General features: G+C 61.7%; 22 protein-coding genes and 1 pseudogene. 16 read left to right on the forward strand and 7 right to left on the reverse strand.

The window, feature by feature from the left end:
• Nucleotides 1-33 precede the first annotated feature (33 nt).
• The 3 genes from NVB75_RS17315 (at nt 34) to rarD (ending at nt 4,092) form a co-directional block, all read left to right on the forward strand.
• On the forward strand, nt 34-1,932 hold the full coding sequence (locus NVB75_RS17315; RefSeq protein ID WP_258342504.1) for a PhoX family phosphatase: 1,899 nt from the start codon (nt 34-36) through the stop codon (nt 1,930-1,932).
• Nucleotides 1,933-2,125: 193 nt separating this feature from the next.
• Complete coding sequence (locus NVB75_RS17320; protein WP_017476395.1) at nt 2,126-3,100, forward strand: serine/threonine protein kinase; 975 nt, start codon at nt 2,126-2,128, stop codon at nt 3,098-3,100.
• 107 nt (nt 3,101-3,207) lie between these two features.
• Complete coding sequence (gene rarD / locus NVB75_RS17325; RefSeq protein ID WP_063026696.1) at nt 3,208-4,092, forward strand: EamA family transporter RarD; 885 nt, start codon at nt 3,208-3,210, stop codon at nt 4,090-4,092.
• A 222-nt stretch (nt 4,093-4,314) separates the two neighbouring features.
• Here the strand turns inward: rarD and NVB75_RS17330 are convergent, their stop codons facing one another.
• A complete protein-coding gene (locus tag NVB75_RS17330; RefSeq protein ID WP_088423326.1) occupies nt 4,315-4,833 on the reverse strand; it encodes a glycine cleavage system protein R in 519 nt (172 codons plus the stop codon).
• 484 nt (nt 4,834-5,317) lie between these two features.
• Here NVB75_RS17330 and NVB75_RS17340 point away from each other — a divergent pair, with 484 nt between their 5' ends.
• A complete protein-coding gene (locus NVB75_RS17340) occupies nt 5,318-7,495 on the forward strand; it encodes a malate synthase G (protein ID WP_258342508.1) in 2,178 nt (725 codons plus the stop codon).
• A gap of 187 nt (nt 7,496-7,682) precedes the next feature.
• Here the strand turns inward: NVB75_RS17340 and NVB75_RS17345 are convergent, their stop codons facing one another.
• Nucleotides 7,683-8,126 carry a response regulator gene (locus NVB75_RS17345; protein WP_258342509.1) on the reverse strand — a complete coding sequence of 148 codons (444 nt, stop codon included), beginning with the start codon at nt 8,124-8,126 and terminating at the stop codon, nt 7,683-7,685.
• 246 nt (nt 8,127-8,372) lie between these two features.
• On the opposite strand from NVB75_RS17345, the gene NVB75_RS17350 reads away from it, so the two are divergent.
• The 8 genes from NVB75_RS17350 (at nt 8,373) to NVB75_RS17385 (ending at nt 17,512) form a co-directional block, all read left to right on the forward strand.
• Entirely contained in the window at nt 8,373-10,295 is a 1,923-nt protein-coding gene (locus NVB75_RS17350; RefSeq protein ID WP_258342510.1) for a putative nucleotidyltransferase substrate binding domain-containing protein, read from the forward strand.
• Nucleotides 10,292-10,999, forward strand: coding sequence for a PolC-type DNA polymerase III (locus NVB75_RS17355; protein WP_258342512.1), 708 nt, complete (start codon nt 10,292-10,294; stop codon nt 10,997-10,999). Before NVB75_RS17350 ends, NVB75_RS17355 begins: the two co-directional genes overlap by 4 nt.
• 261 nt (nt 11,000-11,260) lie before the next feature.
• On the forward strand, nt 11,261-11,779 hold the full coding sequence (locus tag NVB75_RS17360; RefSeq protein WP_258342513.1) for an RNA polymerase sigma factor: 519 nt from the start codon (nt 11,261-11,263) through the stop codon (nt 11,777-11,779).
• Complete coding sequence (locus NVB75_RS17365) at nt 11,776-12,753, forward strand: FecR domain-containing protein (RefSeq protein WP_258342515.1); 978 nt, start codon at nt 11,776-11,778, stop codon at nt 12,751-12,753. The genes NVB75_RS17360 and NVB75_RS17365 overlap by 4 nt, the downstream gene beginning before the upstream one ends.
• Before the next feature lie 260 nt (nt 12,754-13,013).
• The gene (locus tag NVB75_RS17370) at nt 13,014-15,443 is read left to right on the forward strand and encodes a TonB-dependent siderophore receptor (protein WP_258342516.1); all 2,430 of its coding nucleotides are present in this window, start codon (nt 13,014-13,016) and stop codon (nt 15,441-15,443) included.
• 62 nt (nt 15,444-15,505) lie between these two features.
• Nucleotides 15,506-16,609, forward strand: a complete 1,104-nt coding sequence (locus tag NVB75_RS17375; RefSeq protein WP_258342518.1) for a PepSY domain-containing protein — start codon at nt 15,506-15,508, stop codon at nt 16,607-16,609.
• Nucleotides 16,606-16,776, forward strand: coding sequence for a DUF4175 domain-containing protein (locus NVB75_RS17380; RefSeq protein WP_258342519.1), 171 nt, complete (start codon nt 16,606-16,608; stop codon nt 16,774-16,776). The genes NVB75_RS17375 and NVB75_RS17380 overlap by 4 nt, the downstream gene beginning before the upstream one ends.
• Before the next feature lie 106 nt (nt 16,777-16,882).
• The gene (locus tag NVB75_RS17385) at nt 16,883-17,512 is read left to right on the forward strand and encodes a glutathione S-transferase (protein ID WP_258342520.1); all 630 of its coding nucleotides are present in this window, start codon (nt 16,883-16,885) and stop codon (nt 17,510-17,512) included.
• 255 nt (nt 17,513-17,767) lie between these two features.
• On the opposite strand, the gene creD is transcribed toward NVB75_RS17385, so the two are convergent.
• Genes creD through NVB75_RS17405 form a run of 4 tightly spaced genes read right to left on the reverse strand, consistent with a single transcriptional unit; the run spans nt 17,768 to nt 21,786 of the window.
• The gene (creD, locus tag NVB75_RS17390; protein ID WP_258342522.1) at nt 17,768-19,117 is read right to left on the reverse strand and encodes a cell envelope integrity protein CreD; all 1,350 of its coding nucleotides are present in this window, start codon (nt 19,115-19,117) and stop codon (nt 17,768-17,770) included.
• 51 nt (nt 19,118-19,168) lie between these two features.
• Complete coding sequence (creC, locus tag NVB75_RS17395; RefSeq protein ID WP_258342524.1) at nt 19,169-20,608, reverse strand: two-component system sensor histidine kinase CreC; 1,440 nt, start codon at nt 20,606-20,608, stop codon at nt 19,169-19,171.
• Nucleotides 20,608-21,276: a two-component system response regulator CreB gene (gene creB / locus NVB75_RS17400; RefSeq protein WP_258342525.1), complete on the reverse strand. Its 669-nt coding sequence runs from the start codon at nt 21,274-21,276 to the stop codon at nt 20,608-20,610. The genes creC and creB overlap by 1 nt, the downstream gene beginning before the upstream one ends.
• Before the next feature lie 9 nt (nt 21,277-21,285).
• Nucleotides 21,286-21,786 carry an ATP-dependent zinc protease gene (locus NVB75_RS17405; protein WP_076017844.1) on the reverse strand — a complete coding sequence of 167 codons (501 nt, stop codon included), beginning with the start codon at nt 21,784-21,786 and terminating at the stop codon, nt 21,286-21,288.
• A 172-nt stretch (nt 21,787-21,958) separates the two neighbouring features.
• Here NVB75_RS17405 and NVB75_RS17410 point away from each other — a divergent pair, with 172 nt between their 5' ends.
• Nucleotides 21,959-22,846, forward strand: coding sequence for an acyltransferase (locus NVB75_RS17410; RefSeq protein ID WP_258342529.1), 888 nt, complete (start codon nt 21,959-21,961; stop codon nt 22,844-22,846).
• Here NVB75_RS17410 and NVB75_RS17415 read toward each other — a convergent pair.
• Nucleotides 22,843-23,412 (reverse strand): DUF2780 domain-containing protein, encoded by a 570-nt coding sequence (locus NVB75_RS17415; RefSeq protein WP_258342530.1) that lies wholly within the window; start codon nt 23,410-23,412, stop codon nt 22,843-22,845. The two genes, NVB75_RS17410 and NVB75_RS17415, sit on opposite strands and share 4 nt — an antisense overlap.
• Before the next feature lie 153 nt (nt 23,413-23,565).
• On the opposite strand from NVB75_RS17415, the gene NVB75_RS17420 reads away from it, so the two are divergent.
• The 3 genes and pseudogenes from NVB75_RS17420 to NVB75_RS17430 all read left to right on the forward strand — a co-directional run.
• Nucleotides 23,566-24,201 (forward strand): RNA polymerase sigma factor, encoded by a 636-nt coding sequence (locus NVB75_RS17420; RefSeq protein ID WP_258342532.1) that lies wholly within the window; start codon nt 23,566-23,568, stop codon nt 24,199-24,201.
• Nucleotides 24,198-24,875, forward strand: a complete 678-nt coding sequence (locus NVB75_RS17425; RefSeq protein WP_258342533.1) for an anti-sigma factor domain-containing protein — start codon at nt 24,198-24,200, stop codon at nt 24,873-24,875. Before NVB75_RS17420 ends, NVB75_RS17425 begins: the two co-directional genes overlap by 4 nt.
• A 17-nt stretch (nt 24,876-24,892) precedes the next feature.
• Nucleotides 24,893-24,988 (forward strand): annotated as a pseudogene (locus NVB75_RS17430) (outer membrane lipoprotein carrier protein LolA); the annotation flags it as partial.
• Nucleotides 24,989-25,015: the final 27 nt, after the last annotated feature.

Raw genomic sequence — 25,015 nt, forward strand, 5'->3', positions numbered from 1 at the left:
AAGGTGTCTGCAAAAACCCGCAGGGAGCCTGAAATGAGCCTATTAGAAGAAAACCAAGCCACCGACCTGGAACAGATGGTCGGCCTCACCCGCCGGCGTTTTATCGGCGCCGGCGCCCTGTGCGGTGCCGCGATGTTCCTCGGCGGCAACCTGCTGACCCGCAGCGCCCTGGCGGTCAACGCCGCGTCGAACAGCCCATTGCTGGGTTTCACCAGCATCGCCGCAGCCACCAGCGACACCATCACCCTGCCGCCCGGCTACAGCGCCTCGGTACTGATCAGTTGGGGCCAGCCACTGCACAAAAACGCGCCGGCCTTCGACCCCAGCGGCAACGGCACCGCCAAGGCCCAGGAACAACAGTTCGGCGACAACAACGACGGCATGAGCCTGTTTGCTTTCCCCGGTGACGACAACCGCGCGCTGATGGCGATCAACAACGAATACACCAACTACCGCTACCTCTACGCCCACGGCGGCGCGCCGCAATCGGCGGAAGACGTGCGCAAGGCGCTGGCCAGCGAAGGGGTGTCGGTGATCGAAGTGCGGCGCAAAGGCGACACCTGGCAGTTCGTCCAGGACTCGCGCTACAACCGGCGCATCCACGGCAACTCGCCGATCCGCTTCGGTGGCCCTGCGGCGGGCCATGCCTGGCTGAAAACCAGCGCCGACAAAACCGGCAAGAAAGTCCTCGGTACCTTCCAGAACTGCGCCAACGGCAAAACCCCGTGGGGCACCTACCTGACCTGCGAAGAAAACTTCACCGACTGCTTCGGCAGCAGCAACCCGCAACAAACCTTCGACGCCGGGCAGAAACGCTATGGCGTGGTGGCCGCGAGCAAAGACATCAACTGGCACCCCCACGACCCGCGCTTCGACATGGCCAAGAACCCCAACGAGCTCAACCGCCATGGTTGGGTGGTGGAAATCGACCCGTTCGACCCGCAATCCACGCCGGTCAAACGCACCGCCCTGGGCCGCTTCAAGCACGAAAACGCTGCGCTGGCGGAAACCCGCGACGGCCGCGCCGTGGTGTACATGGGCGACGACGAGCGCGGCGAGTTCATCTACAAGTTCATCAGCCGCGACAAGATCAATCACAAGAACCCCAAGGCCAACAAGGACCTGCTGGACCATGGCACCTTGTACGTGGCGATCTTCGACGCGGGCGACGGCAATGCCGACCATCCCAAGGGCCAGGGCCAATGGGTCGAACTGACCTACGGCAAGAACGGCATCGACGCCAACAGCGGTTTCGCCAGCCAGGCCGAAGTGCTGATCCACGCACGCCTGGCCGCCAGCGTGGTGAAAGCCACCCGCATGGACCGCCCGGAATGGATCGTGGTCAGCCCCACCGACGGCCAGGTGTATTGCACCCTGACCAACAACGCCAAGCGCGGCGAAGACGGCCAGCCGGTCGGCGGCCCGAACCCGCGGGAGAAAAACGTCTACGGGCAGATCCTGCGTTGGAAGGCCAACGCCAATGACCATGGCGCGCCGGACTTCAGCTGGGACCTGTTTGTGGTGGCCGGCAACCCGGCGGTGCATGCCGGCACGCCAAAGGGCGGCTCGTCCAACATCAACCCGCAGAACATGTTCAACAGCCCGGATGGGCTGGGTTTCGACAAGGCCGGGCGGTTGTGGATCCTGACCGATGGCGACTACAGCAACGGCGGCGACTTTGCCGGGATGGGTAACAACCAGATGCTGTGTGCCGACCCGTCGACCGGTGAGATTCGCCGGTTCATGGTGGGGCCGGTGGCGTGTGAAGTGACCGGGATCAGCTTCTCGCCGGACCAGAAAACCCTGTTTGTGGGGATTCAGCATCCGGGGGAAACCGGTGGTTCGACCTGGCCGGAGCACCTGCCGAATGGCAAGCCACGGTCGTCGGTGATGGCGATTCGTCGAGACGATGGCGGGATCGTCGGCGCCTGATAAGGCCTCTTCGCGAGCAAGTCGAATCGTCGCACCGCCGCTCCCACATTAAACCGAGTCCCGGCTTTGGAATGCGGTCAAATGTGGGAGCGGGCTTGCTCGCGAAGGCGTCAGAACAGTCACCACCTATCCAACCCTGGGTGCGTTACCATACCCGGCCGGACGCGGCGCCCTGCTGCGCGCAGGAGTTCGCATGGCACACCCGTTTGAAACACTGACCCCTGACCTGGTGCTCGACGCTGTCGAAAGCATCGGTTTCCTCAGCGACGCCCGCATCCTCGCGCTCAACAGCTACGAAAACCGTGTGTACCAGGTCGGCATCGAAGACTCCGAGCCCTTGATCGCCAAGTTCTACCGGCCACAGCGCTGGACCAACGAGGCGATCCTCGAAGAACACAGTTTCACCTTCGAACTGGCCGAGTGCGACGTGCCGGTGGTTGCGCCGATGATTCACAACGGTGAAAGCCTGTTCGAACACGCCGGTTTCCGCTTCACCCTGTTCCCGCGCCGGGGTGGCCGCGCGCCAGAACCGGGCAACCTCGACCAGCTGTATCGCCTCGGCCAACTGCTCGGGCGCCTGCACGCGGTCGGTTCCACCCGCCCCTTCGAACACCGCGAAGCCCTGGGCGTGAAGAATTTCGGTCACGATTCTCTGAACACCCTGCTGGAAGGCAACTTCATTCCTCGCAGCCTGCTGCCGGCCTACGAGTCCGTGGCCCGCGACCTGCTCAAGCGTGTGGAGGAGGTCTACAAGGCCACGCCCCACAAGAACATCCGCATGCACGGTGATTGCCACCCCGGCAACATGATGTGCCGCGACGAGATGTTCCACATCGTCGACCTTGATGACTGCCGCATGGGCCCTGCCGTTCAGGACCTGTGGATGATGCTCGCCGGTGACCGTCAGGAATGCCTGGGGCAGCTGTCGGAATTGATGGACGGCTACCAGGAATTCCACGACTTCGACCCACGCGAACTGGCCCTGATCGAACCGCTGCGCGCCCTGCGCCTGATGCACTACAGCGCCTGGCTCGCACGGCGCTGGGACGACCCGGCGTTCCCCCACAGCTTCCCGTGGTTCGGCAGCGAACGTTACTGGGGCGACCAGGTGCTGGCGTTGCGCGAGCAGTTGTCGGCGCTCAACGAAGAACCGTTGAAGTTGTTCTGATCCCTACCGTCTGGGCCCTGACCTTGGGCCCTACACTTTCAACACACATCCCCTGACAAATATCCTTACAATCGCGGCTTTGTTAGCTGCCTAAGCAAGGATTCTGCATGCAAGCCGCCAACCCCCGTCGCGGATACATATTGGGCCTGAGTGCCTACGTCATCTGGGGCCTGTTCCCGATCTACTTCAAAGCCATCGCCAGCGTTCCCGCCGCAGAAATCATCGTCAACCGCGTGCTGTGGTCGGCGTTGTTCGGCAGTTTGCTGCTGATGGTCTGGAAACACCCGGGCTGGCTCCGAGAACTGCGGGACAACCCCAAGCGCCTGGCAATCCTGGCCCTCAGCGGCACCTTGATCGCGGCCAACTGGCTGACCTATGTGTGGTCGGTGAACAGTGGCCGCATGCTCGAGGCCAGTCTCGGTTACTACATCAACCCGCTGGTGAATGTGCTGCTGGGCATGGTGATCCTGGGCGAGCGCCTGCGTCGCCTGCAATGGGTCGCCGTGGGGCTGGCTGCTGTGGGTGTGGCGCAACAGGTGTGGCAGGTAGGCAGCTTGCCGTGGGTGTCCCTGGTACTGGCAGCCACCTTTGGTTTCTACGGCTTGATCCGCAAGCAGGCGCCGGTCAAGGCATTGCCCGGGCTGGTGGTGGAAACCTGGATGCTGGTGCCGATTGCCATCGCGTGGCTGCTGTTCAACCCGTCTGCCCACAGTGCACAGATGGAATTCTGGGGCACCTCAGAAGCGTGGTGGCTGGTGGCCGCTGGCCCGGTGACACTGATCCCGCTGGTGTGTTTCAACGCCGCCGCGCGGCATTTGCCCTACACCGCCCTGGGCTTCCTGCAATACGTTGCGCCGACCCTGGTGCTGCTGGAAGCGGTGCTGCTGTTCAATGAACACCTGGCCCCGGCCACGTTGATCGCCTTCTGCTTTATCTGGGCCGGCCTGGTGGTTTACAGCCTCGACGCCTGGTTGACCGTGCGGAAAAACTGATCAAATAACGTACAGCCTACTGCAAGCCACAGCCGGCGTGGCTTGCAGGCATTCACCCCAAGGTTATCCACAGCCTGATCCCCGGCGTTTGTGCACAAGCCCTTGAAACTGCTCGTTTTTTACTCAACTCGCGCAGAGCCACGGCCCGCTTGGGCTGGGCGCGGGTCTCTACAGGTTATCCACAGGCCCATGCAAGATTTCCATGCATAACCTTGTGGGCAACTATTCCTCGCTGCGCAGTTCCAGTTCCACCATCAGGTCGTCTGCCAGGGTTTCCAATGCCGCCTGCAAGGTCTCCAACGGCAGTGTCAAAGGCACCGCCAACAAGGCTTCGGCGTGGAACAGCGGGTCACTGCTCATGGGTGCCGGGCGCACGTCGGTGATCAGGCGCTCCAGGTTGACCCCCTGCTTGCTGAGTAGCGCGGTGATGTCGCGAACAATCCCCGGCCGGTCATTGCCCACCAGCGCCATCGCGATCGGTTGCGACTCACTGGCGGCGACGGAACTGCTTTCGCCCAGCAGCACGCGAATGCCATGGGTGGACAAGTCTTCCAGCGCCCCAATCAAATCCAGACGATTTTCCGCCGGCACGCTCACCCGCAAGATCCCGGCGAACTGCCCGGCCATATGCGCCATTCGGCTTTCCAGCCAGTTGCCGCCATGGGACGCGATGCATTGGGCGATGCGTTCGACCACGCCAGGTTTGTCCGGGGCGATGACAGTCAGTACGAGATGGTCCATGGTGTCGTCCTCTTCTTATGATTCTGTAGGAGCGAGCTTGCTCGCGAAGAACGTGAGAGCACCGTTGGGTGTCAGGCATCCCGCGTTATCGTTAACGATCTTCGCGAGCAAGCTCGCACCTACAAGGTGGACGCAGGCGCTCGCGAAAACAAATCGTGTACCATTTTTATATTTATCTGGAACAATCCAATAGTTTTTTGAGAACATCCTGTACCCCACTGTGACCGTACGACCAAAGTGGGTCGCTAAACGACGTATTTAGTCTAATTTTCACAACCGCAACTCATCATGTAGTATGCCCAATCGCGCACTACATAACGTTAGGTCGATGTCTGCCAAGGCAACCACGCACCGCGACGCAGCCCGCCCAGCCGCCTTCAACGGCATGTACTGGTGCAGCGTGCTCACGGTTTACATGGCCAGAGGCTTCATTGGTAAATTGAAAAGCTGAAAAGCGCATAAGCTCCGCAGAGTGAGGCAAGCAATGACTGAACACGTTCAAGTCGGTGGCCTGCAGGTCGCCAAAGTCCTGTTCGACTTCGTGAACAACGAAGCCATTCCTGGTACCGGCATTACCGCCGACCAGTTCTGGGCCGGTGCCGACAAGGTCATCCACGACCTGGCGCCGAAGAACAAAGCCCTACTCGCCAAACGCGACGATTTTCAAGTGCGGATCGACACCTGGCACCAGGCACACGCCGGCCAGGCACACGACGCCGTGGCCTACAAAGCCTTCCTTCAAGATATCGGATACCTGCTGCCAGAAGCCGCGGATTTCCAGGCCTCGACCCAAAACGTCGATGAAGAAATTGCCCACATGGCCGGCCCGCAGCTGGTAGTGCCGGTGATGAACGCCCGTTTCGCCCTCAACGCCTCGAATGCGCGCTGGGGCTCTCTGTATGACGCGCTGTATGGCACCGACGCTATCAGCGAAGCCGACGGCGCCGAGAAGGGCAAAGGCTACAACAAGGTGCGTGGCGACAAAGTCATCGCCTTCGCCCGCGCCTTCCTTGACGAAGCCGCGCCATTGGCTGCCGGCAGCCACGTGGACTCCACTGGCTACAAGATCGTCGACGGCAAGCTGGTGGTCAGCCTCAAGGGCGGCAGCAACAGCGGCCTGCGCAGCGATGCGCAGTTGATCGGCTACCAGGGCGACGCTGCCAAGCCGACTGCCATTCTGCTGAAACACAACGGCCTGCACTTCGAAATCCAGATCGATGCCAGCACCCCGGTCGGCCAGACCGACGCCGCCGGCGTGAAAGACGTGCTGATGGAAGCCGCCCTGACCACCATCATGGACTGCGAAGACTCCGTCGCCGCCGTCGATGCCGATGACAAGGTGGTGATCTACCGCAACTGGCTCGGCCTGATGAAGGGCGACCTGTCCGAAGAAGTCGCCAAGGGTGGCAAGACCTTTACCCGCACCATGAACGCCGACCGCGTTTACACCGGTGCCGACGGCAAGGAAGTGACCCTGCACGGTCGTTCGCTGCTGTTCGTGCGCAACGTTGGCCACTTGATGACCATCGACGCAATTCTCGACAAAGACGGCAACGAAGTGCCGGAAGGCATTCTCGACGGCCTGCTCACCAGCCTGGCGGCGATCCACAGCCTCAACGGCAACACCAGCCGCAAGAACAGCCGCACCGGTTCGGTCTACATCGTTAAGCCGAAGATGCACGGCCCGGAGGAAGCTGCGTTCACCAACGAGCTGTTCGGCCGCATCGAAGACGTGCTGAAGCTGCCACGCAACACCCTCAAAGTCGGGATCATGGACGAGGAGCGCCGCACCACGGTCAACCTCAAGGCCTGCATCAAGGCGGCCAGCGAGCGCGTGGTGTTTATCAACACCGGCTTCCTCGACCGTACCGGCGACGAAATCCACACCTCCATGGAAGCGGGCGCGATGGTGCGCAAGGCCGCCATGAAAGCTGAGAAATGGATCGGCGCCTACGAAAACTGGAACGTCGATATCGGCTTGAGCACCGGCCTGCAAGGCCGCGCACAAATCGGTAAAGGCATGTGGGCCATGCCCGACCTGATGGCCGCCATGCTTGAGCAGAAGATTGCTCACCCGCTGGCCGGCGCCAACACGGCGTGGGTTCCTTCGCCAACGGCGGCTGCGTTGCACGCGCTGCACTACCACAAGGTTGACGTATTCGCCCGCCAGGCTGAGCTGGCCAAGCGCGAACGCGCGTCGGTCGACGATATCCTGACCATTCCTCTGGCCCAGAATACCGATTGGTCCGACGAAGAAATCCGCAACGAACTGGACAACAACGCCCAGGGCATCCTCGGTTACGTGGTGCGCTGGATCGACCAGGGTGTAGGTTGCTCGAAAGTGCCGGACATCAACGACGTCGGCCTGATGGAAGACCGCGCCACCCTGCGCATCTCCAGCCAGCACATCGCCAACTGGTTGCGCCATGGCATCGTCAATGAAGCCCAGGTGATGGAAAGCCTCAAGCGCATGGCGCCGGTGGTGGACCGTCAGAACGCCGGTGACGCGCTGTATCGCCCACTGGCTCCGGATTTCAACAGCAACATCGCGTTCCAGGCGGCGGTGGAGTTGGTGATTGAAGGGACCAAGCAGCCGAACGGTTACACCGAGCCGGTGTTGCACCGTCGGCGTCGGGAGTTCAAGGCCAAGAATGGCTTGTAACTAATCGCTGGAAACGAAAAAGCCCTGATCAATAAATGGTCAGGGCTTTTTTTGGCATTTCGTAGCAGCTGTCGAGCCTTGGCGAGGCTGCGTCGGGCGCGACTCGGTTCAGTGCCTGGATCATCATCGGCAGTGCGACCGACGCAGCCTCGCTGGCGCTCGACAGCGGCTACGGGAGGATCCGTTACTACGCCATCCCCAATTCCCGCTTCACCATCTTCGCCAGCTTCACGCTATCAATGGGCTTGAGCAAAAAATCCACCACGCTCAAATGCATCGCATCGATCACATCCGGCGCTTCAGCGTCCCCCGACATGATGATGATCGGCAACGCCGCCCGGGTGGATTCGCGCACCTGGCGAATCAATTGCAGCCCGTTGCTCGGCGCCATGCGCAGGTCAGTGATCAGCAAGCCAATGGAGCTGCTGGAGCTCAACAAGTCCCATGCCGCCTCGCCGCTGTCGGCGGTCATGCAACGAATGCCGTCCAAGCCAAGAATTTCTGCCAACAGTTCCCGCGCGTCCTTGTCGTCATCCACGATCAAAACCCGCTGTGGCGGTAAATCAGGCTCCTGCATAACCGCGCTCAGGGCCTCGCGCTCGGCGTCACTCAAAATATCGTGGTCGGACATACGTTTCTCGGCAGTTCTAAACAATCTCCCAGCACAGAGGTCAGACATCGCCGGAAGGGCGAACAATGTGCACTTCGTCGGAAAGTTTGCCTAGTGGGTGTTCTACGGGGTTTGGACGATATTCATGTAAGGTTTTTCCCTAGTCAGTGAGGGCGAATCGCTACCTAGACTTACGTCCAATGGGCACCCGCAGCGCAGGAGTCGACCATGAGGAACGATAACGACAAAAAAACTGCGGTCATAGGTATGAGTAAAGCTGATGCTTTCACACAAGCGGGGAAAACCGCCGTGTTGCAGAACATCCACGGCACCCTGCAATTCCTGCAACGCTTCCCGCCGTTCAACCAGATGGAAAACACCCACTTGGGGTTTCTGGTAGAACAGTGCCAATTGCGCTTTTACGCCCCCGGCGAGAGCATCCTCAAGCCCTCGGGCGGGCCGGTGGAACACTTCTATATCGTCAAGCAAGGGCGCGTGGTCGGCGAGCGCCCCGACTCGGCCGAAACCACCTTTGAAATCACCACCGGTGAATGTTTTCCGCTGGCTGCCTTGCTGGGAGAACGGGCGACCCGCACCGAGCATAAAGCCGCCGAAGACACCTTCTGCCTGCAACTGAACAAGCCGGCCTTTATCAAGCTCTTCGCCCTTTCCAGCGCCTTCCGCGACTTCGCCTTGCGCGGGGTGAGTAGCCTGCTGGACCAGGTCAACCAGCAAGTCCAGCAAAAGGCCGTGGAAACCCTCGGCACGCAGTACTCGCTGAACACCCGCCTGGGCGAATTGGCCATGCGTCACCCGGTGACCTGCAGCCCGCTGACGCCGCTGCGTGAAGCGGTCACGCAAATGCACGAGCAGCAAGTGGGCAGCATTGTGATCGTGGATGAACACAAGGCGCCCCTGGGGATTTTCACCCTGCGGGACCTGCGCCAGGTGGTGGCCGACGGCACCAGCGATTTCAGCCAGGGCATCGAGCGCCATATGACCCAGGCGCCGTTCTTTCTCACCCCGGACCACAGCGCCTTCGACGCGGCGATCGCGATGACCGAACGGCATATCGCCCACGTGTGCCTGGTCAAGGATCAGCGTCTGTGCGGCGTAGTCTCCGAACGTGATCTGTTTTCCCTGCAACGGGTGGACCTGGTGCACCTGGCGCGCACCATTCGCAATGCGCCCAGGGTCGAAAACCTGGTGGCGATCCGTGGCGAAATCGGCCAGTTGGTGGAGCGCATGCTCGCCCACGGTGCTTCGTCCACCCAGATTACCCACATCATCACCTTGCTCAACGACCACACGGTGTGTCGCGTCATTGAGCTGACCCTGGCCGAAAAAGGCGACCCCGGCGTGCCGTTCAGCTGGCTGTGTTTCGGCAGCGAAGGCCGCCGCGAGCAAACGCTGTATACCGACCAGGACAACGGCATCCTGTTCGAAGCCAGGGACGCCGCCGAGGCCGCCGAGATTCGTGGCCGCCTGCTGCCCCTGGCACAGCAGATCAACCAGAGCCTGGCGCTGTGCGGCTTCACCCTGTGCAAGGGCAATATCATGGCCGGCAACCCTGAGCTGTGCCTGTCCCGGGCCGAATGGGCGCGGCGTTTTGCCGGGTTTATTCGCGAGGCAACGCCAGAGAACCTGCTGGGTTCGAGCATCTATTTTGATTTGCGGGTGGTTTGGGGCGATGAGCAAGGGTGCGAGCAATTGCGTCAGGGCATTCTCGACCAGGTGGCGGACAATCGTTTGTTCCAACGCATGCTGGCGGAGAACGCATTGCGCCAGCGCCCGCCGGTGGGGCGTTTCCGGGATTTCGTGCTGACGCGCAAAGGCGCCGACAAGGCGACACTCGACCTCAAGGTGCAAGGCCTCACGCCCTTTGTCGACGGTGCTCGCCTGCTGGCATTGGCCAACGGCATCAGCGCCATTAACACCCTGGAGCGCTTGCGCCAACTGGTGGCCAAGGAAGTCATCGAACGCCTCGACGGTGCGGCCTATGAAGAGGCCTACCACTTCATTCAACAAACCCGCATGCAGCAGCACCAACTGCAAACCCGCGAGAACCTGCCCTATTCCAACCGCGTGGACCCCGACAGCCTCAACCACCTGGACCGGCGCATCCTGCGTGAATCCCTGCGCCAGGCCCAACGCCTGCAAAGCAGCCTGACCTTGCGGTATCAGCTGTGAGCTTGTTTGGTTGGCTGCGCAAGCCCAAACCTGGCCTGGACGCAGCGCAACAGCGGCGGGTTGAGCAATTGCCCAAACCTCGGGAGCTGGGTGACGGTTCGCTGCGGGACCAGCGCTGGGTGGTGGTGGACCTCGAAACCAGCGGCCTGAACCTCAATCGTGACCAAGTGCTTTCCATCGGCGCGGTGGTGATCGAAGACGGCGCGGTGGACTTTTCCCAGCTGTTCGAACGCACCCTGCAACGGGCCGAGACCAAGCTCAGCCCCAGCGTGCTGATCCACGGCCTGGGGCCCAGCGCCATCGCGGCGGGCAGTAACCCGGCAGAAGCGTTGATGGACTTCATGGAGTTTGTCGGCGACAGCCCGCTGCTGGCGTTTCATGCGCCCTTCGACCAACACATGCTGTGCCGGGCACTCAAGGACAGCCTGGGCTATCGCTTGAACCACCCCTTTCTGGACGTGGCCGACATCGCCCCTCTGCTGTGCCCTGATGCCAACATTCGCGAAGCGGGGCTGGATGACTGGATCACGCATTTCAAGCTGCAAGTGGGCGAGCGCCATCACGCCAGTGCGGATGCGTTGGCGACGGCGGAATTGATGTTGATTTTGTTCAGCCGCGCACGGCAGCAGCAGATCGACAGCCCGCACGCGTTACAGCAGCGCCTGGGCCAATGGAAACGTCGCAAGCAAGCGCCCTCATTCTAATGGTGGCGAGGGAGCTTGCTCCCGCTGGGGTGCAAAGCGCCGCCAAAATCAGCCAACCCATTTCCAACTGAATAAATGCACTGCCCGGATTACGACTGCTACGCAGCCGAGCGGGAGCAAGCTCCCTCGCCACACTAAGCTGCATCATCGTGATAGATATCATTACGCCGCCGCCCGACCAACGCCAATTGCACCCGTACGACGCCTCTGCCACAATCGCGAATAATTCTCGTTAGTTTAAACTTTCCGATCGGTGTCGCCTTGTCGTCCATCCAAAGTCCCCACAGTGAGCTTGTTGGCGCGTTATACCGCGACCATCGCAGCTGGCTGTTGGCGTGGCTGCGACGCAATGTAGCCTGCCCCAGCCGTGCCGAAGACCTGAGCCAGGACACCTTCATGCGCCTGCTGGGCCGTGAAGAACTGCGTGAACCCCGCGAGCCGCGGGCGTTCCTGGTGGCCATTGCCAAAGGTCTGCTGTTCGACTACTTCCGCCGCGCGGCACTGGAACAGGCTTACCTCACCGAGCTGATGCTGATCCCGGAAAGCGAGCACCCGTCCCCGGAAGAACAGCAACTGATCCTCGAAGACCTCAAGGCCATCGACCGCCTGCTGGGCAAACTTTCGAGCAAGGCCCGCGCGGCCTTCCTCTATAACCGCCTCGATGGCTTGGGCCACGCCGAAATCGCCCAGCGTCTTGGGGTTTCCGTGCCTCGGGTACGGCAATACCTGGCCCAAGGCATTCGCCAGTGCTACATCGCCCTGTATGGCGAGCCCCTGTGAGCCCGGTCAGTTCCAAGCCGGTCTCGGCACGGGTGCTTGACGCCGCCATTGCCTGGCAACTGTCCCTCGATTCGGGCGACGGCAGCGCCGTGGAACAAGAGGAGTTCGCCAAATGGCTGGCCAGCAACGAAGAACACGCCCGGGCCTGGCGCCAACTGGGCATGCTCGATCAGCGTTTCAGCGTGGCCTCGGGCCCGGCCCGTGCGGCGTTGCTGCAATCGCGCGAAGGCATTCGCAAGCGCGTGCGCAAGCTCGGCAGCGGCCTGGCCAGTGTGGTGCTGGTGTGCGGCCTGGTGCTCTTCGCCGGCCAGCGCTACGTGCCGCTCAGCTATTGGCTGGCCGACCAGCGCACCGCCACCGGCGAACAGCGCACCCTGAAGCTGGCGGACGGTACGGTGATCAACCTCAATACCCACAGCGCCATCGACGTTCGCTTCGACGAGAAACGCCGGCTGATCGTGTTACAGGAAGGTGAAATCCTCATCGAGACCGGCCACAACGACGCCCGCCCGTTTTTTGTCGAAACCCGCGAAGGCAGCCTGCGCGCCTTGGGCACGCGGTTTATCGTCAAGCGCGAAGACGACGGCACGCGCCTCAGCGTGTTGCAGTCGGCCGTCGGCGCACAGCCTGAAGCGCTGCATCAGGAGCAGATCTTCAAGGAAGGCCAGCAAGTCCTGATGCGCCGCGACGGCCTCGGCCCGATGCTGGCTGTCAACCCCGGCACCGACGCCTGGACACGCGGCATGCTGGTGGTCGACAACGCGCGCCTTGGCGACGTGGTTGAGGAACTGAGCCGCTACCGCACCGGCTACCTGGGTGTGGATAAACAAGTGGCAGACTTGCGGATCACCGGCAGCTTCCCGCTGCACGACACCAACCTGGCGCTGAATGCACTGCTGCCGACCTTGCCCGTGCAAATCGAACAGCACACCCCATGGTGGGTCACCGTAAAGGCCAAGCCGCCCACGCAATAGCCGCGTAGCGCACTCAATAGCCCCGTAGCAGCTGTCGAGCCCAAGCGAGGCTGCGTTGGCAGCGCTGCCGAACCTTCGCCTGGCATCGTACCGAGTCGCGCCCGACGCAGCCTCGCTTGGGCTCGACAGCTGCTACGGAAAATAGCGCCTGGGTCACCGGTGCGGGCCACATGGAAATTATTTTCATTCGGCCCTATCACTTTTTGCATCTCGTTCGGCACATAGGCAATTGAGAAATATTTCCATTCAGGAGCCGCCGTATGTCCCGCACGCTAGACACCTTGTTGCGCCCCAGCCTGTTAGCCGTGGCCATCGCCCTCAGCGCCCCGCTGGCCAGCACTCAGCTGATCGCCGCCGAACAGGCCTCCAGCGTGCGCGCGTACAACCTGCCGGCAGCGCCGCTGGCCACTACCCTGAACCAGATCGCCAGCCAGGCCGGTTTGGCGTTGACGCTGAACCCAGGGTTGGCCTCGGGCAAGACATCGGCACCGGTTAAAGGGCAGTTCGATGCGCAGGGCGCATTGCGTGAAGCGTTGCGTGGGACCGGGCTGCAACTGGAGCAAAGCAGTGCAGGCACGTTCAGCCTGGTCGCGATTCCGGATGGGGTTGTGGCGTTGCCGGAGACCAGCATTACCGGGCAGGCGGATGCGGAAAGTGCGTGGGGGCCGGTGGATGGCTACCTGGCGTCTCGCACCGCTGCCGGCACCAAGACCGATACCGCACTGGTCGAGGCCCCGCGTTCGATTTCCGTCGCCACTCGCCAGCAAATGCAGGACCGCAACGTCCAGAACCTGGATGACGCCGTCAAGTACATGCCCGGCATCGTGTCCGCCAGCTACGGCAGTGACACCCGCTACGACTGGATGCGTGTTCGTGGCTTCGAACCTACCCAGTTCCTCGATGGCCTGCCGCTGCCGCGTGGCGTGTACGCCAACCCGAAAGCGGAAACCTGGAACCTCGACCGCCTTGCGCTGCTGCGTGGCCCGGCTTCATCCGTCTACGGCCAGACCCCGCCAGGCGGCCTGCTGGATATGGTCAGCCGACGTCCAAGTGCCGAGTCGAGCAATGCCATCCAGGTGCAGTACGGCAGCGACAACTACCGCCAGATCAACTTCGCCAGCACCGGCAAAATCGATGATGAAGGCCAGTTTCTCTATGGGCTGACAGGCGTTGTGCGCGACGCCGGCACGCAGATTGATCACATCGACAACAAGCGCTACAACATCGCCCCCAGCCTGACGTGGAACATTGATCCGGACACCAAGCTGACCCTGCTGTCGCAGTTCACTCGCGACGATACCGGCGCCACCAGCCAGTTCCTGCCGATTCAGGGCACCAAGATCAAGTCGCCACTGGGGGATATATCGCATCACAAGAACCTGGGCGATCCTGACTACGAGTACTACGACCGTACCTACTACGCGCTGGGCTATGCGTTCGAACACCGTTTCAACGATACCTGGCAGTTCAAGCAGAACCTGCGCTACACCAAGTCGGAATTGTCTTTCCAGACCCTGACCGTCGGCGCCTATCCGTACACCCTGGTGGATGCGAACGGGAACGTCGGCCGCACGTCGACCAACGTAGACGAAAACATCGGCCAGTTCGCAGTTGATAATAACTTCCAGGCCGATTTTGCCACCGGCGACATCACCCACACGCTGTTGCTGGGCCTGGACCATCAGCGTACCGACACCTCGTACCTGTCGATCTACGGTGACGGCGGGACCACCAACGTCATCAACCCGATCTACGGACAGCCTATCGTTCGCCCACCGCGCTCGGCGGCGTACTACGACTACAACCAGAAAACCGTCCAGACCGGCCTCTATGCGCAAGACCAGATGGCCCTGGATAAATGGCGCCTGACCCTCGGAGGGCGTGAAGACTGGGTGCATCAGGGCACCACCTACTTCAATCAGAAAGATGCAACGAACACCGACCGCATCAAGCACTTCAGTGGCAATGCTGCACTGAGCTACGTGTTCGACTCGGGGTTTGTACCCTACATCTCCTACGCCGAATCCTTCCAGCCCGCGAGCAACGCCAGCGTCTCGGCAACCGAGTCGTATAAGCCTACAGAAGGCAAACAATGGGAAATGGGGATCAAATACCAACCACCCGGCTCGAATACCCTGCTGACTGCCGCGGTCTACGACCTGACGCAGAAAAACGTACTGGTGACCACCACCACAGCGGGCAGCATTCCGGTCACTAACCAGACCGGTGAAGTGAAAGTCAAAGGCCTGGAATTGGAAGCCGTGTCGGATGTGACCGAGAACCTCAAGGTTATCGCGGCCTATACCTTGGCTAAATCCGAAGTGCAAAAAGGGGATTACAAAGGTAATCGCCTGCAACTGATGCCCAACCAGCAAGCCTCGCTATGGACTGACTACACCTGGCACAGCGGCGCGCTCGATGGCTTCGGCATTGGCTTCGGTGCCCGCTACACCGGTAATACCTATGGCGACCAGGGTAATACGTGGCTAGGCAAGGCGGATGCCTACACCGTGTTCGACGCCTCGGTGCACTACGACCTCGGCCGTCTGGACAACAGTCTCAAAGGTGCCTCGGTGAAACTGAACGCAACCAACCTGTTCGACAAGGACTACATTTCCACCTGTGATGGTTTCTACTGCTACTACGGCGACCAACGTAGCGTCGTCGCCAGTGCCACCTACCAGTGGTAATCGGCTGAGTTAACAACCGGGCCGCCCCCGTGGGCGGCTTCGGTGTGTCTGAAGGCTAGAAAATGAAAAGCAAAACCATCCGCCGCTGGTCCTTCATCCACACCTGGACCAGCCTCGTCTGCACCGTATTCCTGCTGCTGCTCGCCCTCACCGGCCTGCCGTTGATCTTTCACCACGAGATCGACCACCTGCTGGGCAACGAACCCGAGCTGGCACAGGTGCCCGCCGATACCCCACAGCTGAACCTCGAACAGCTTGTTGCCAAAGCCCAGGCCCATCGCCCCGGCGAAGCCATGCAATACCTGGCCTGGGACGAAGACGACAAGAACGGCGTGATCGCGATCATGGCCGCCACCGCCGGCACCGAACCCAATTCCTCCCACACCTTCATGCTCGACGCCCGCACCGGCGAGGCCGTGGAAACGCCTTCGGCCAACGGCGGGCTGACGATGTTCCTGCTGCGCCTGCACGTCGATATGTTCGCCGGGCTGCCGGGCAAGTTGCTGCTGGCGTTCATGGGCATTCTGTTCGTGTTGGCGATCATCTCCGGCACGGTGTTGTACCTGCCGTTCATGCGCCGGCTGAAGTTCGCCACGGTGCGCCAGGACAAATCCACCCGTCTGCGCTGGCTCGACCTGCACAACCTGATCGGCGTGGTCACCCTGACCTGGGCGCTGGTGGTGGGCGTGACCGGCGTGATCAGCGCCTGCGCCGACCTGATCATCGCCGCCTGGCGTACCGACAGCCTCAGCGCGATGATCGAACCCTACAAAGACGCCCCGCCACTGACCTTGCGCGCCCCCGCCACCGACCTGCTAACGATCGCCGCCAAGGCCGCGCCGGGCATGGAGCCGGACTTTATCGCATTCCCCGGCACGCGCTTTTCCAGCGAGCATCACTACGCGGTGTTCATGAAAGGCAGCACGCACCTGACCTCGCACCTGCTGACACCGGTGTTGATCGACGCCAGCAACCTGCAGGTCACCGCCATCGCCGAACGACCGTGGTACATGGACGCCATGGGCATGTCCCAACCGCTGCACTTCGGTGACTACGGCGGCATGCCGATGAAGATTCTCTGGGCGGTGCTGGACGTGCTGACCATTATTGTTCTGGGCAGTGGCGTGTACCTGTGGCTGGTGCGGCGCAAGGCGGCCAAGTCATGAAGCCGCGGCAGTCGAATTTCTGGAAGGTGTTCGGTATACCGCTGGCCATCGGGCTGCTGAGTGCGGCCGGGTTGTTTGCGGCGTTGCTGGGGGATGGCTTGTGGGATTCGTTGAGCTGGGTGGGGCTGGGCATTCCGGCTGTAATTGGGGTATGGGCGCTTTTGTAGGCGCTGGCTTGCTCGCGAAAAGCCTGAGAACGCCGCGTTAAACCAGACGCGCTGCGTTATCGTTGACGCCTTTCGCGAGCAAGCTCGCTCCTACAGAGGAATGCCCATGTCCACCCCCAGCATGACGTTGTTCCACAACCCTGCCTCGCCGTTTGTTCGCAAAGTACGGGTGCTGTTGCACGAGACCGGCCAACTGGATCGCGTGACGTTGCAAGCCTGCGTGCCGACGCCGGTCAAGCCTGACGCGGAGGTGATCCAGGACAACCCGCTGGGCAAGATCCCCGCCCTGCGCCTGGCCGATGGCAACGTATTGCATGACAGCCGGGTGATCCTCGATTACTTCGACTATCAACATACCGGGAGCCCGCTGATCCCCCGGAACGGCCCGGCCCGCTGGCGCCGCCTGACCCTGGCCTCCACCGCCGACGGCATCATGGATGCCGCCGTGCTGGTGCGTTATGAAACCGCCATGCGCCCCGAGGAAAAACACTGGGACCTGTGGCTGGAAGGCCAGCGGGACAAGATCCGCCGCGCCCTCGACATGCTGGAACAGGACGCCATTGCCGAGCTGGCCGGGGCGTTTGATGTGGCCGCGATCAGCGTGGCGTGTGCACTGGCTTACCTGGACTTCCGCCACCCGGACATGCAGTGGCGGTCGAGCCATCCGAAGCTGGCGGCGTGGTATGCCGAGGTGAGTCAGCGGCCGTCGATGCTCCAGACCCAGCCACCGGTTTAACCTGCTGCAAGGGCCCCTCTGTGGCGAGGGAGCTTGCTCCCGCTGGGCTGCGCAGCGGCCCCAAAAATCCTGGGAGCGCTTCGCACTCCAGCGGGAGCAAGCTCCCTCGCCACAGCAAGCTCCCCCACCACAGCAAGCTCCCTCGCCACAGCAAGCTCTCTCACCACAAAAAGCTCCCGGGCTTCGGGAAACAGTGCATTGATCCGCATCATCAACGTCGCCCCTACCTGCTGATCTTCCCGCAACCCCAACGACCTACTCATCACCCACCTCCTTGCGCTTGCCCACGCCATACCAATCCAGCTTGCGGGTCAGCACCATCACCGTGCCCAGCAACCCGAACAGCAGCAACGACCCCATCAACAACGCGTAATCCTCGGCACTCAGCAACCCGTACAGCAAGCCATACAACGCCGCCAGCGCCGCCGAAAACCCCAGGCCATGAGCGACGCTGCGCAGCACATGGCAGACGTAAAACCCGATCAACAACACACAGGCCGCCGCCGATATCAGGTAAGCCGGGCCAAACCCGATATGCTCGGACAACGACAACAGCAGCAGGTAGAAAAACGCCAGGGCAAACCCCACCAGCGCGTACTGGATCGGGTGCACCGCCAGGCTCTTGAGCACCTCGAACAGAAAGAAACCGGCAAAGGTCAGCGCAATAAACAACAGCGCATATTTGATCGCCCGGTCACTCTTGAGGTACTGGTCCACCGGGTCGATAAAGCTCACGCCGAAGCTGCGGCTGTTGAAGTCGTCACAGCCGCGCTCGGCCAGGCAACTGCTGAGTGCTTCTTCCAAATTGGTGGAGAAAAATGTGGTCTGCCAATGGGCGCTGAAGCCTTGCGCGGTGACCTCACGCTGGGCCGGCAGGAAGTTGCCGATAAAGCTTGGGTGCGGCCAGTTGGACGCCAACTTGACCTGGCTGGTCTTGCCCACCGGCACCACTTGCAACTGCTCGGTGCCTTGCAGGCGCAGGTCAAAAGCGAAGTCAAAAGGCGCCGGCTTCTGGCTGTCCTGCTCGGGCAGCATCACGTGTACACCCTCCCCCAGCCACGCCACTTGGGTGCCCGGTGAAAACGCCAGTTGCTCACCGCCCAGCTCCAGCTTCAGCGCGTTTTCGATGCCACGAATGTCGCTGATACCCACCGCCAGATACGCCGGGTCAAAGCGGTAATCGGCGAAGTCTTCACTGATACCCAATTGCTCCGGCAATACAAAGCGCCCGCTGATCCGGCTGTCGGCGTGGAACAACCGTGCCTGGTAAATGCCCCGAGCGCGCACTTCGGTTTGCACCTGCCCGTCGAGGGCAAATTGCTCCGGCAAGAAATACAGATGACCGCGCACCTCACGGGTTTCTTCGTAGCGTTCGTTGAGCTTTTCATTGAGCTTCCACTCCCGGACGGTCTTGCGATAAGGCACCACCAGCACCGGGCCATTGAGGCGCTGGCTGTAGCTGGAACTGCGGGCGATATCCTGCAAGACGTCGTCGCGCAGTTGCTGACGGTCGGTAATCACCCCGTGGATCATCAGCAACGGAATCAACAACAACACGATCAGCAGCGCGATGGCGCCCAGTTTGAAAAGCAGATTGCGGTTCATGAAGCTCTCCCTGTTTTGATGGGGAGAGTCTGGCGGGCGCTTAAGGGGGATTTATGAAGGGAATGTGGAGACTGTGTGGAGATGCAGTTTTACCTGCACGCCGCCAGGCACGTTGCCGATCTGCAGTGAGCCGCCGTGCAGCTTCATCACCTCTTCGACAAAATTCAGCCCAAGGCCGGTGCTCTTGCGCCCACTGGCCGGGCGCGGCAGGGAATAGAAGCGCTCGCTGAGGCGCGGCAAGGCGTATTCGGGAATCGGCTCGGCCTGGTTGAACAGAGTGAATTCGACGCCGTCATTCACAGCCTTGGCGCTGAACCGCAAGGTGCCACCGGGCGGGGTGAAATCCAGGGCGTTTTCCAGCAGATTTCCCAGGGCCTGGCGCAGCAGGAACGGCTCGCCGTACACCTGCACATCCGCGGCAATCCCCTGCTCGACCTGCAAGCCGGCGCCTTCGATACGCGCGCATTGAGCCTTGAGTACTTCGTCCACCAGCGCTGCCAGCGACAGGCTGCTCTGGTCTTCAAGGCCCTGGCGCTGCTCCACCTGCGCCAGGTTCAGCAGGCGTTCGATCAATTGCTGCAAGCGCGCACTTTCACTGTCGATATTGCTCACGAAACGCTGCTGCTGATCCCGGGACATGTCGCCCTGCAACAGCTCCGCCGCCCCGCGAATCGCCGCCAATGGGCTTTTCAGTTCGTGGGTCAGGGTGTGCACATAACGCTCGACGTACGCCTTGCCTTCCAGCTGGGTGCGCATGTGTTCCACGGCGGTGGACAGCTGCTCCAGCTCACCGCCGCGATAGTGTGGCAACTCGGCACGCCGGCCCTCGCTGACGGCCTGGGCATACGCCGTGAGTCGGCGCAGCGCGACACTCAACCACCACGACAACAACGCGCCAAACAACAAGCCCAGGCCCACCAGCCCGGCGCCGTACCACAGCAGCCGGTCTTCGGTGCGATCCACATACGGCTGCAACGAGCTGTTGGGCTTGGCCACCGTGACTACGCCGATGATCTGCCCGTTATCGCGGATCGGCGCGCCGACGTGCATCACCGATGAGGCCGGGTCATCCAGCTCGCTGCGGGTCGAGCGCGCACCGTATTCGCCGCGCAGGGTCAGGTACACGTCATTCCACTTCGAGTAATCCTCGCCCACGGCCTCGCCGCTGGAGTCCAGCAGCACAATGCCCTTGGCGTCGGTGACGTAGATGCGGTGGTTGACCTGGTTTTTCGGCAGGCCCCAGATGTTCGCGCCGGGCTGGCGCTCGCCGTAGGCCTTGAGCAGCTCGGGCCAATGGCTCTGGCCGAGGGTGCCGTTCTTCACATCGCTGCGCAGGATTTCCGCCAGCAGGTTGGCGGTGTCCACCAGGGTTTCTTCGGTGGACTGGCGCACACCGGGGCGGATTTCCTTCATCACGGTGCTGAGTACAAAGTAGCCGGTCAGGCCGATAAACAGCGCATAGACCAGGAAGAACCGGATCCCCAGGCGCATCAGCTGTTGCCCGGGCTGTAACTGTAGCCAAGGCCGCGATGGGTCTGGATCGGCTCAGACTCGGGCGCCACCGTACGCAATTTGCTGCGAACGCTTTTGATATGGCTGTCGATATTGCGCTCGTAGCCTGCATCGGCCGCCACGCCCACCGCATCCAGCAGTTGCTCGCGGCTGAACACCCGCTCGGGTTGCTCCAAGAGGCTTTGCAGCAGGCGAAATTCATGGCGCGTAAGGTTAAGCGGCTGCCCGCGATAACTGATCTGCATGCGCTCCAGGTCCACCTGGAACACCGCCGGAGCCACACCGGGGCCAACCCGTTTGAGGATCGCCCGAACCCGCGCCGCCACTTCGCGCGGGCTGAACGGCTTGACCACATAGTCGTCAGCGCCGATCTCCAGGCCCACCACGCGGTCGATCTCGCCGTCCCGGGCGCTGAGGAACATCACCGGCACTTCGCTGAAGCGCCGCAGTTGTTTGCAGGTTTCAAAGCCGGTGATATCCGGCAGGCCGATGTCGAGGATGATCAGGTCCGCCGGGGTTTGCCGCTGATGGGCCAACGCCGCCTGGCCGAGGCTCAGCCAGGTGGTGGTGAAGCCCTCGCCTTGCAGGGCGAAAATCAGCGTGTCGGCGATGGCCGCTTCGTCTTCGACAATCAGGATATGCGGCATGGTGGTCCGTCAGCAGTCCGGTTTGTCCGCAGTGTAACGGCGCGCCGGGTTTACCGCAGCGCCGAATTCACGCAGGGCCTTGGCGCCGATCAGCAGCGGGTAGTTGAAGCTGCTGCGGTCGGTGAGGTTGACCTCGACGGTACGCTTGACGTTACCCAGGCACATTTCCAGGTCGATCACCGGACGCTTGGCCACGGTGGCTTCATCCTTGTCGTCATCTTCGTCGGCGCGGCTTTTGATTTTGCTGATGCGCGAGACCTTGTGCTCGTACACCTTGTTGGTGGCGTCCTTGCCGCCGAGGCGGAAGCGCACCCAATCGTCGCCATCACGGGTGAAGGTCTCGATGTCCCGGGCCGACAGCGAGGCGGTCAGCGCGCCGGTGTCCATCTTGGCCTTGAAGGTCTCGCCGATTTCCGGCAGTTGGATGTATTCGTAGCGACCGTAGAGGGTCGGCTCGGCGGCCATGACAGGCAAGGCCACAAGTGCTAGCAGGGCAAGGATGGATTTCACGTAGGAGGTTTCCTTGAAATAGATGGGCCAATTCTAGACTGCAAAAACGCCGCTTAGTTAGATCACAGAGCATACCCAGCCCGCTGTGAAACATTCGTAAGCTTATTTGCGATTTGGCCTCTAGACCCAAGCTGCTTATCATGGCGGGCCAAAATGATTCCAAGAGTTACTTATGCGCCGCCTGCTCACCGGCTGTTTCGTCACACTACTGCTATTGCTCAACACCTTGGTGCTGTTCGGGCCGCTGATGGTGTTTGCCCTGCTCAAGCTGGTGGCGCCCGGTCGCTTTCGCGACTACGCCTCCTGGGCCGTCATGTGGATCGCCGAAACCTGGGCCGAGATCGACAAGCTGATCTTCGCCCTGTGCATCCCCACCCAATGGGATATTCGCGGCGGCGACGACCTGCGGGGTGACACGTCTTATCTGGTGATCAGCAACCACCAATCCTGGGTCGACATCCCCGCTTTGATCCAGGCCCTTAACCGGCGCACGCCGTTCTTCAAGTTCTTCCTGAAAAAGGAACTGATCTGGGTACCCTTCCTGGGCCTGGCGTGGTGGGCACTGGATTACCCGTTCATGAAGCGCTACAGCAAGGCGTTCCTGGCCAAGCACCCTGAGCTGGCAGGGCAGGACCTGAAGATCACCAAAGAGGCCTGCGAGCTGTTCAAGCGCCAGCCGGTCACCGTGGTGAATTACCTGGAAGGGACGCGGTTCACCCCGGCCAAGCGCAAACAGCAGGCTTCACCCTTCGAACGTCTGCTCAAACCCAAGGCGGGTGGCGTGGCGTTCGTGCTCGCGGCGTTGGGTGAACAGCTGGATGCGGTGCTCGACGTCACCGTGGTTTATCCACAGGAAAACATTCCCGGCTTCTGGGACTTGATCAGTGGCGCAGTGCCGAAGGTGATCGTGGATATCCGCACCCGTGAACTGGATCCGGCGTTGTGGCAGGGGGATTACGAGAACGATCCGGTGTTTCGCCAGACCGTCCAGAACTGGGTCAACCAGCTCTGGAGGGAGAAGGATGCGCGCATCGCCCAACTGCGCGCGGAGCGGTCTTAGCCGCCAGTGCCCCAGGCCGAAGCCAGTTTGCTCAGCACCGACTCGCTGGCGCCCTGGCCGCCCAGGTATTTCAGGATAACCGGGGCAAACTGGCCAACCATCCCACTGTCCATGCCCAGCGCGCTGAACGCGGTGTTCAGGTCGTTGGTGTTCTTCACGTTACCCAGCAAGCCATCCAGGCCCGAGGTCTTGCTGCCGCCGCTCTGGCCGAGCATGCCGCTCAGGGCGCCGAGGCTGCCCAGGGAGTTGCTGCCGGAGAGCTTTTCCAGGCCAGGTACGCTTTGGGTCAGTTGCGAGTAATCACCGCCGCCCAATTTATTCTTGGCCAGGCCCAGCATCGCGCCGGTACCGCCGACGGCCTGCTCCGGGGACACGTTCAATTGCGAGGTCAGGGCGCTCAGCAAGCCGGCGGTCTGTGAGGTCGGCGCAGCCGCTGCTGCCTTGTCGCCACTCTGTGCGCCTGAAACGGCATTGGCTACGTCGCCGAGGCTGAAACCTGCCGCAAACACCGGGCTGGCCGCCACGGTCAACAGGCAGGACAGGGCAAAACCGCGTGAAATCTTCATCAAGACAACCTCTGAAAGTAAGCGCTGAAAGCAGGGGTTTGACTGGGTGTTACGAAAGATTGTTCCCACCTCACAGATTAGTTCAGAAAACCACTGCATCCGAACCGCCCTGCGCTGCGTATATCCACCACGAGCCGCGCGGAGGTAGATGGAATGAATGCCCAAGCTGGACTAACCTCAGCCTGCCCTCTTTACCGTGTGCCGCCCCATCGCCCTGTTGCAAGCGCCTGGAGAAGCCCCATTTCGACCCACGATGCAGATCAGCTACGGCAATTGCTGGCCCAGTGTTCCCTGGGTAACCGCCAGGCGTTCGAAACGCTCTATCGCAGCGTTTCCCCGCGTTTGCACGGTGTCGCCCTGCGGTTCATGGGGCGCCCTGACCTGGCTGAAGACGTATTGCAGGAAAGCTTCGTGCGCATCTGGTTCAACGCCTCGCGGTATGAAGCCCACTTATCGGCGCCGCTGACCTGGATGATCAACATCACCCGCAACCTGGCCATCGACCAGTTGCGTAAACACCGCGAACAGCCCTTGGCCGACGGCCAGCAGGACGCCATGGCCGACGAAAGCCCCAGCGCCCATGAATTGCTCGACAGCGAGCGCGAAGCCCACGCCCTGAACCGCTGCCTCGACAGCCTCGAAGGCATGCAGCGTCAATCGATCACCGTGGCATACTTCCAGGGCTTGTCCTGCTCGGAGCTGGCCGACCACCTGGCCGCGCCGCTGGGCTCGGTCAAATCCTGGATTCGCCGCGGCATGGAGCGCTTGCGCAGGTGCCTTGAATCATGAACTACCAGACCACCTCCCTGCGCCGCGCCCTCGCGGCGGATTACGCCATCGGGTTGATGCCCGCCACCGCCCGTCGACGTTTTGAAGCGCTGCTGCTGGACGATGCCGCCCTGCGCGTGGAACTGGGACACTGGCAGGACGCCCTCGCCAGCCTCACCGGGCCGCTGCCTGAACGGCCGGTGCCGGATCACGTGTGGGAAGGCATCAAGGCCCGCATTGAGCCGCAAGTGCTGCATATGCCGGCGAAGAGGCCGTTCTGGATGAACCTGCGTTTGCTGGTGGTGGCGTGCGGGGTGGTGATCGCGGTGTTGGTGGGCGTGCTGTACCAGCGTGATCTTGGGGTGGAGTACAACGCCACGCTGGTGGCGGCCAATCAACAGCCCGCGCTGAAGATCCAGGCCTATGCGGATCATCTGCAGGTGGAACCGCTGACCCTGGCGGCTGTGGAGCCGGCCCGCGCGTTGGAACTGTGGGCAATCCCGGCGGGCGGCAAACCCATCTCTCTGGGGGTGTTGCCGGTGTCGGGTAAAGGCCGGATCCAGTTGAGCAAAGAACACCAGGCATTGCTGACAGCACCGTTGACCCTGGCGGTGACTCTTGAGCCTCAGGGCGGCTCGCCAACCGGACAACCTACCGGACCGGTGCTGTATCAGGGCCAATTGGCCTCACTCTAATTACTGTAGGAGCGAGCTTGCTCGCGAAGGTCGTCAACGATAACGCGGGAAACCTGAAAGGCCACGGCGCCCTCAGGTTTTTCGCGAGCAAGCTCGCTCCTACAGTGGATTGCCCTTTTGAAATAACCCGGCTTTTTTTA

The sequence above is a fragment of the Pseudomonas sp. CBS genome (genome assembly GCF_024734645.1).
Taxonomy (GTDB): Bacteria; Pseudomonadota; Gammaproteobacteria; order Pseudomonadales; family Pseudomonadaceae; genus Aquipseudomonas.

Bases quoted from the DNA above. Each gene is read 5' to 3' on its own strand.
- rarD (WP_063026696.1), top strand. From the start codon at position 3,208: ATGCAAGCCGCCAACCCCCGTCGCGGATACATATTGGGCCTGAGTGCC.
- NVB75_RS17425 (WP_258342533.1), top strand. From the start codon at position 24,198: ATGAACTACCAGACCACCTCCCTGCGCCGCGCCCTCGCGGCGGATTAC.
- NVB75_RS17350 (WP_258342510.1), top strand. From the start codon at position 8,373: ATGAGTAAAGCTGATGCTTTCACACAAGCGGGGAAAACCGCCGTGTTG.
- NVB75_RS17380 (WP_258342519.1), top strand. From the start codon at position 16,606: ATGAAGCCGCGGCAGTCGAATTTCTGGAAGGTGTTCGGTATACCGCTG.
- NVB75_RS17420 (WP_258342532.1), top strand. From the start codon at position 23,566: ATGAATGCCCAAGCTGGACTAACCTCAGCCTGCCCTCTTTACCGTGTG.
- NVB75_RS17375 (WP_258342518.1), top strand. From the start codon at position 15,506: ATGAAAAGCAAAACCATCCGCCGCTGGTCCTTCATCCACACCTGGACC.
- NVB75_RS17385 (WP_258342520.1), top strand. From the start codon at position 16,883: ATGTCCACCCCCAGCATGACGTTGTTCCACAACCCTGCCTCGCCGTTT.
- NVB75_RS17330 (WP_088423326.1), bottom strand. From the start codon at position 4,833: ATGGACCATCTCGTACTGACTGTCATCGCCCCGGACAAACCTGGCGTG.
- creC (WP_258342524.1), bottom strand. From the start codon at position 20,608: ATGCGCCTGGGGATCCGGTTCTTCCTGGTCTATGCGCTGTTTATCGGC.
- NVB75_RS17370 (WP_258342516.1), top strand. From the start codon at position 13,014: ATGTCCCGCACGCTAGACACCTTGTTGCGCCCCAGCCTGTTAGCCGTG.
- NVB75_RS17340 (WP_258342508.1), top strand. From the start codon at position 5,318: ATGACTGAACACGTTCAAGTCGGTGGCCTGCAGGTCGCCAAAGTCCTG.
- NVB75_RS17320 (WP_017476395.1), top strand. From the start codon at position 2,126: ATGGCACACCCGTTTGAAACACTGACCCCTGACCTGGTGCTCGACGCT.
- NVB75_RS17415 (WP_258342530.1), bottom strand. From the start codon at position 23,412: ATGAAGATTTCACGCGGTTTTGCCCTGTCCTGCCTGTTGACCGTGGCG.
- NVB75_RS17410 (WP_258342529.1), top strand. From the start codon at position 21,959: ATGCGCCGCCTGCTCACCGGCTGTTTCGTCACACTACTGCTATTGCTC.
- creD (WP_258342522.1), bottom strand. From the start codon at position 19,117: ATGAACCGCAATCTGCTTTTCAAACTGGGCGCCATCGCGCTGCTGATC.
- NVB75_RS17345 (WP_258342509.1), bottom strand. From the start codon at position 8,126: ATGTCCGACCACGATATTTTGAGTGACGCCGAGCGCGAGGCCCTGAGC.
- creB (WP_258342525.1), bottom strand. From the start codon at position 21,276: ATGCCGCATATCCTGATTGTCGAAGACGAAGCGGCCATCGCCGACACG.
- NVB75_RS17315 (WP_258342504.1), top strand. From the start codon at position 34: ATGAGCCTATTAGAAGAAAACCAAGCCACCGACCTGGAACAGATGGTC.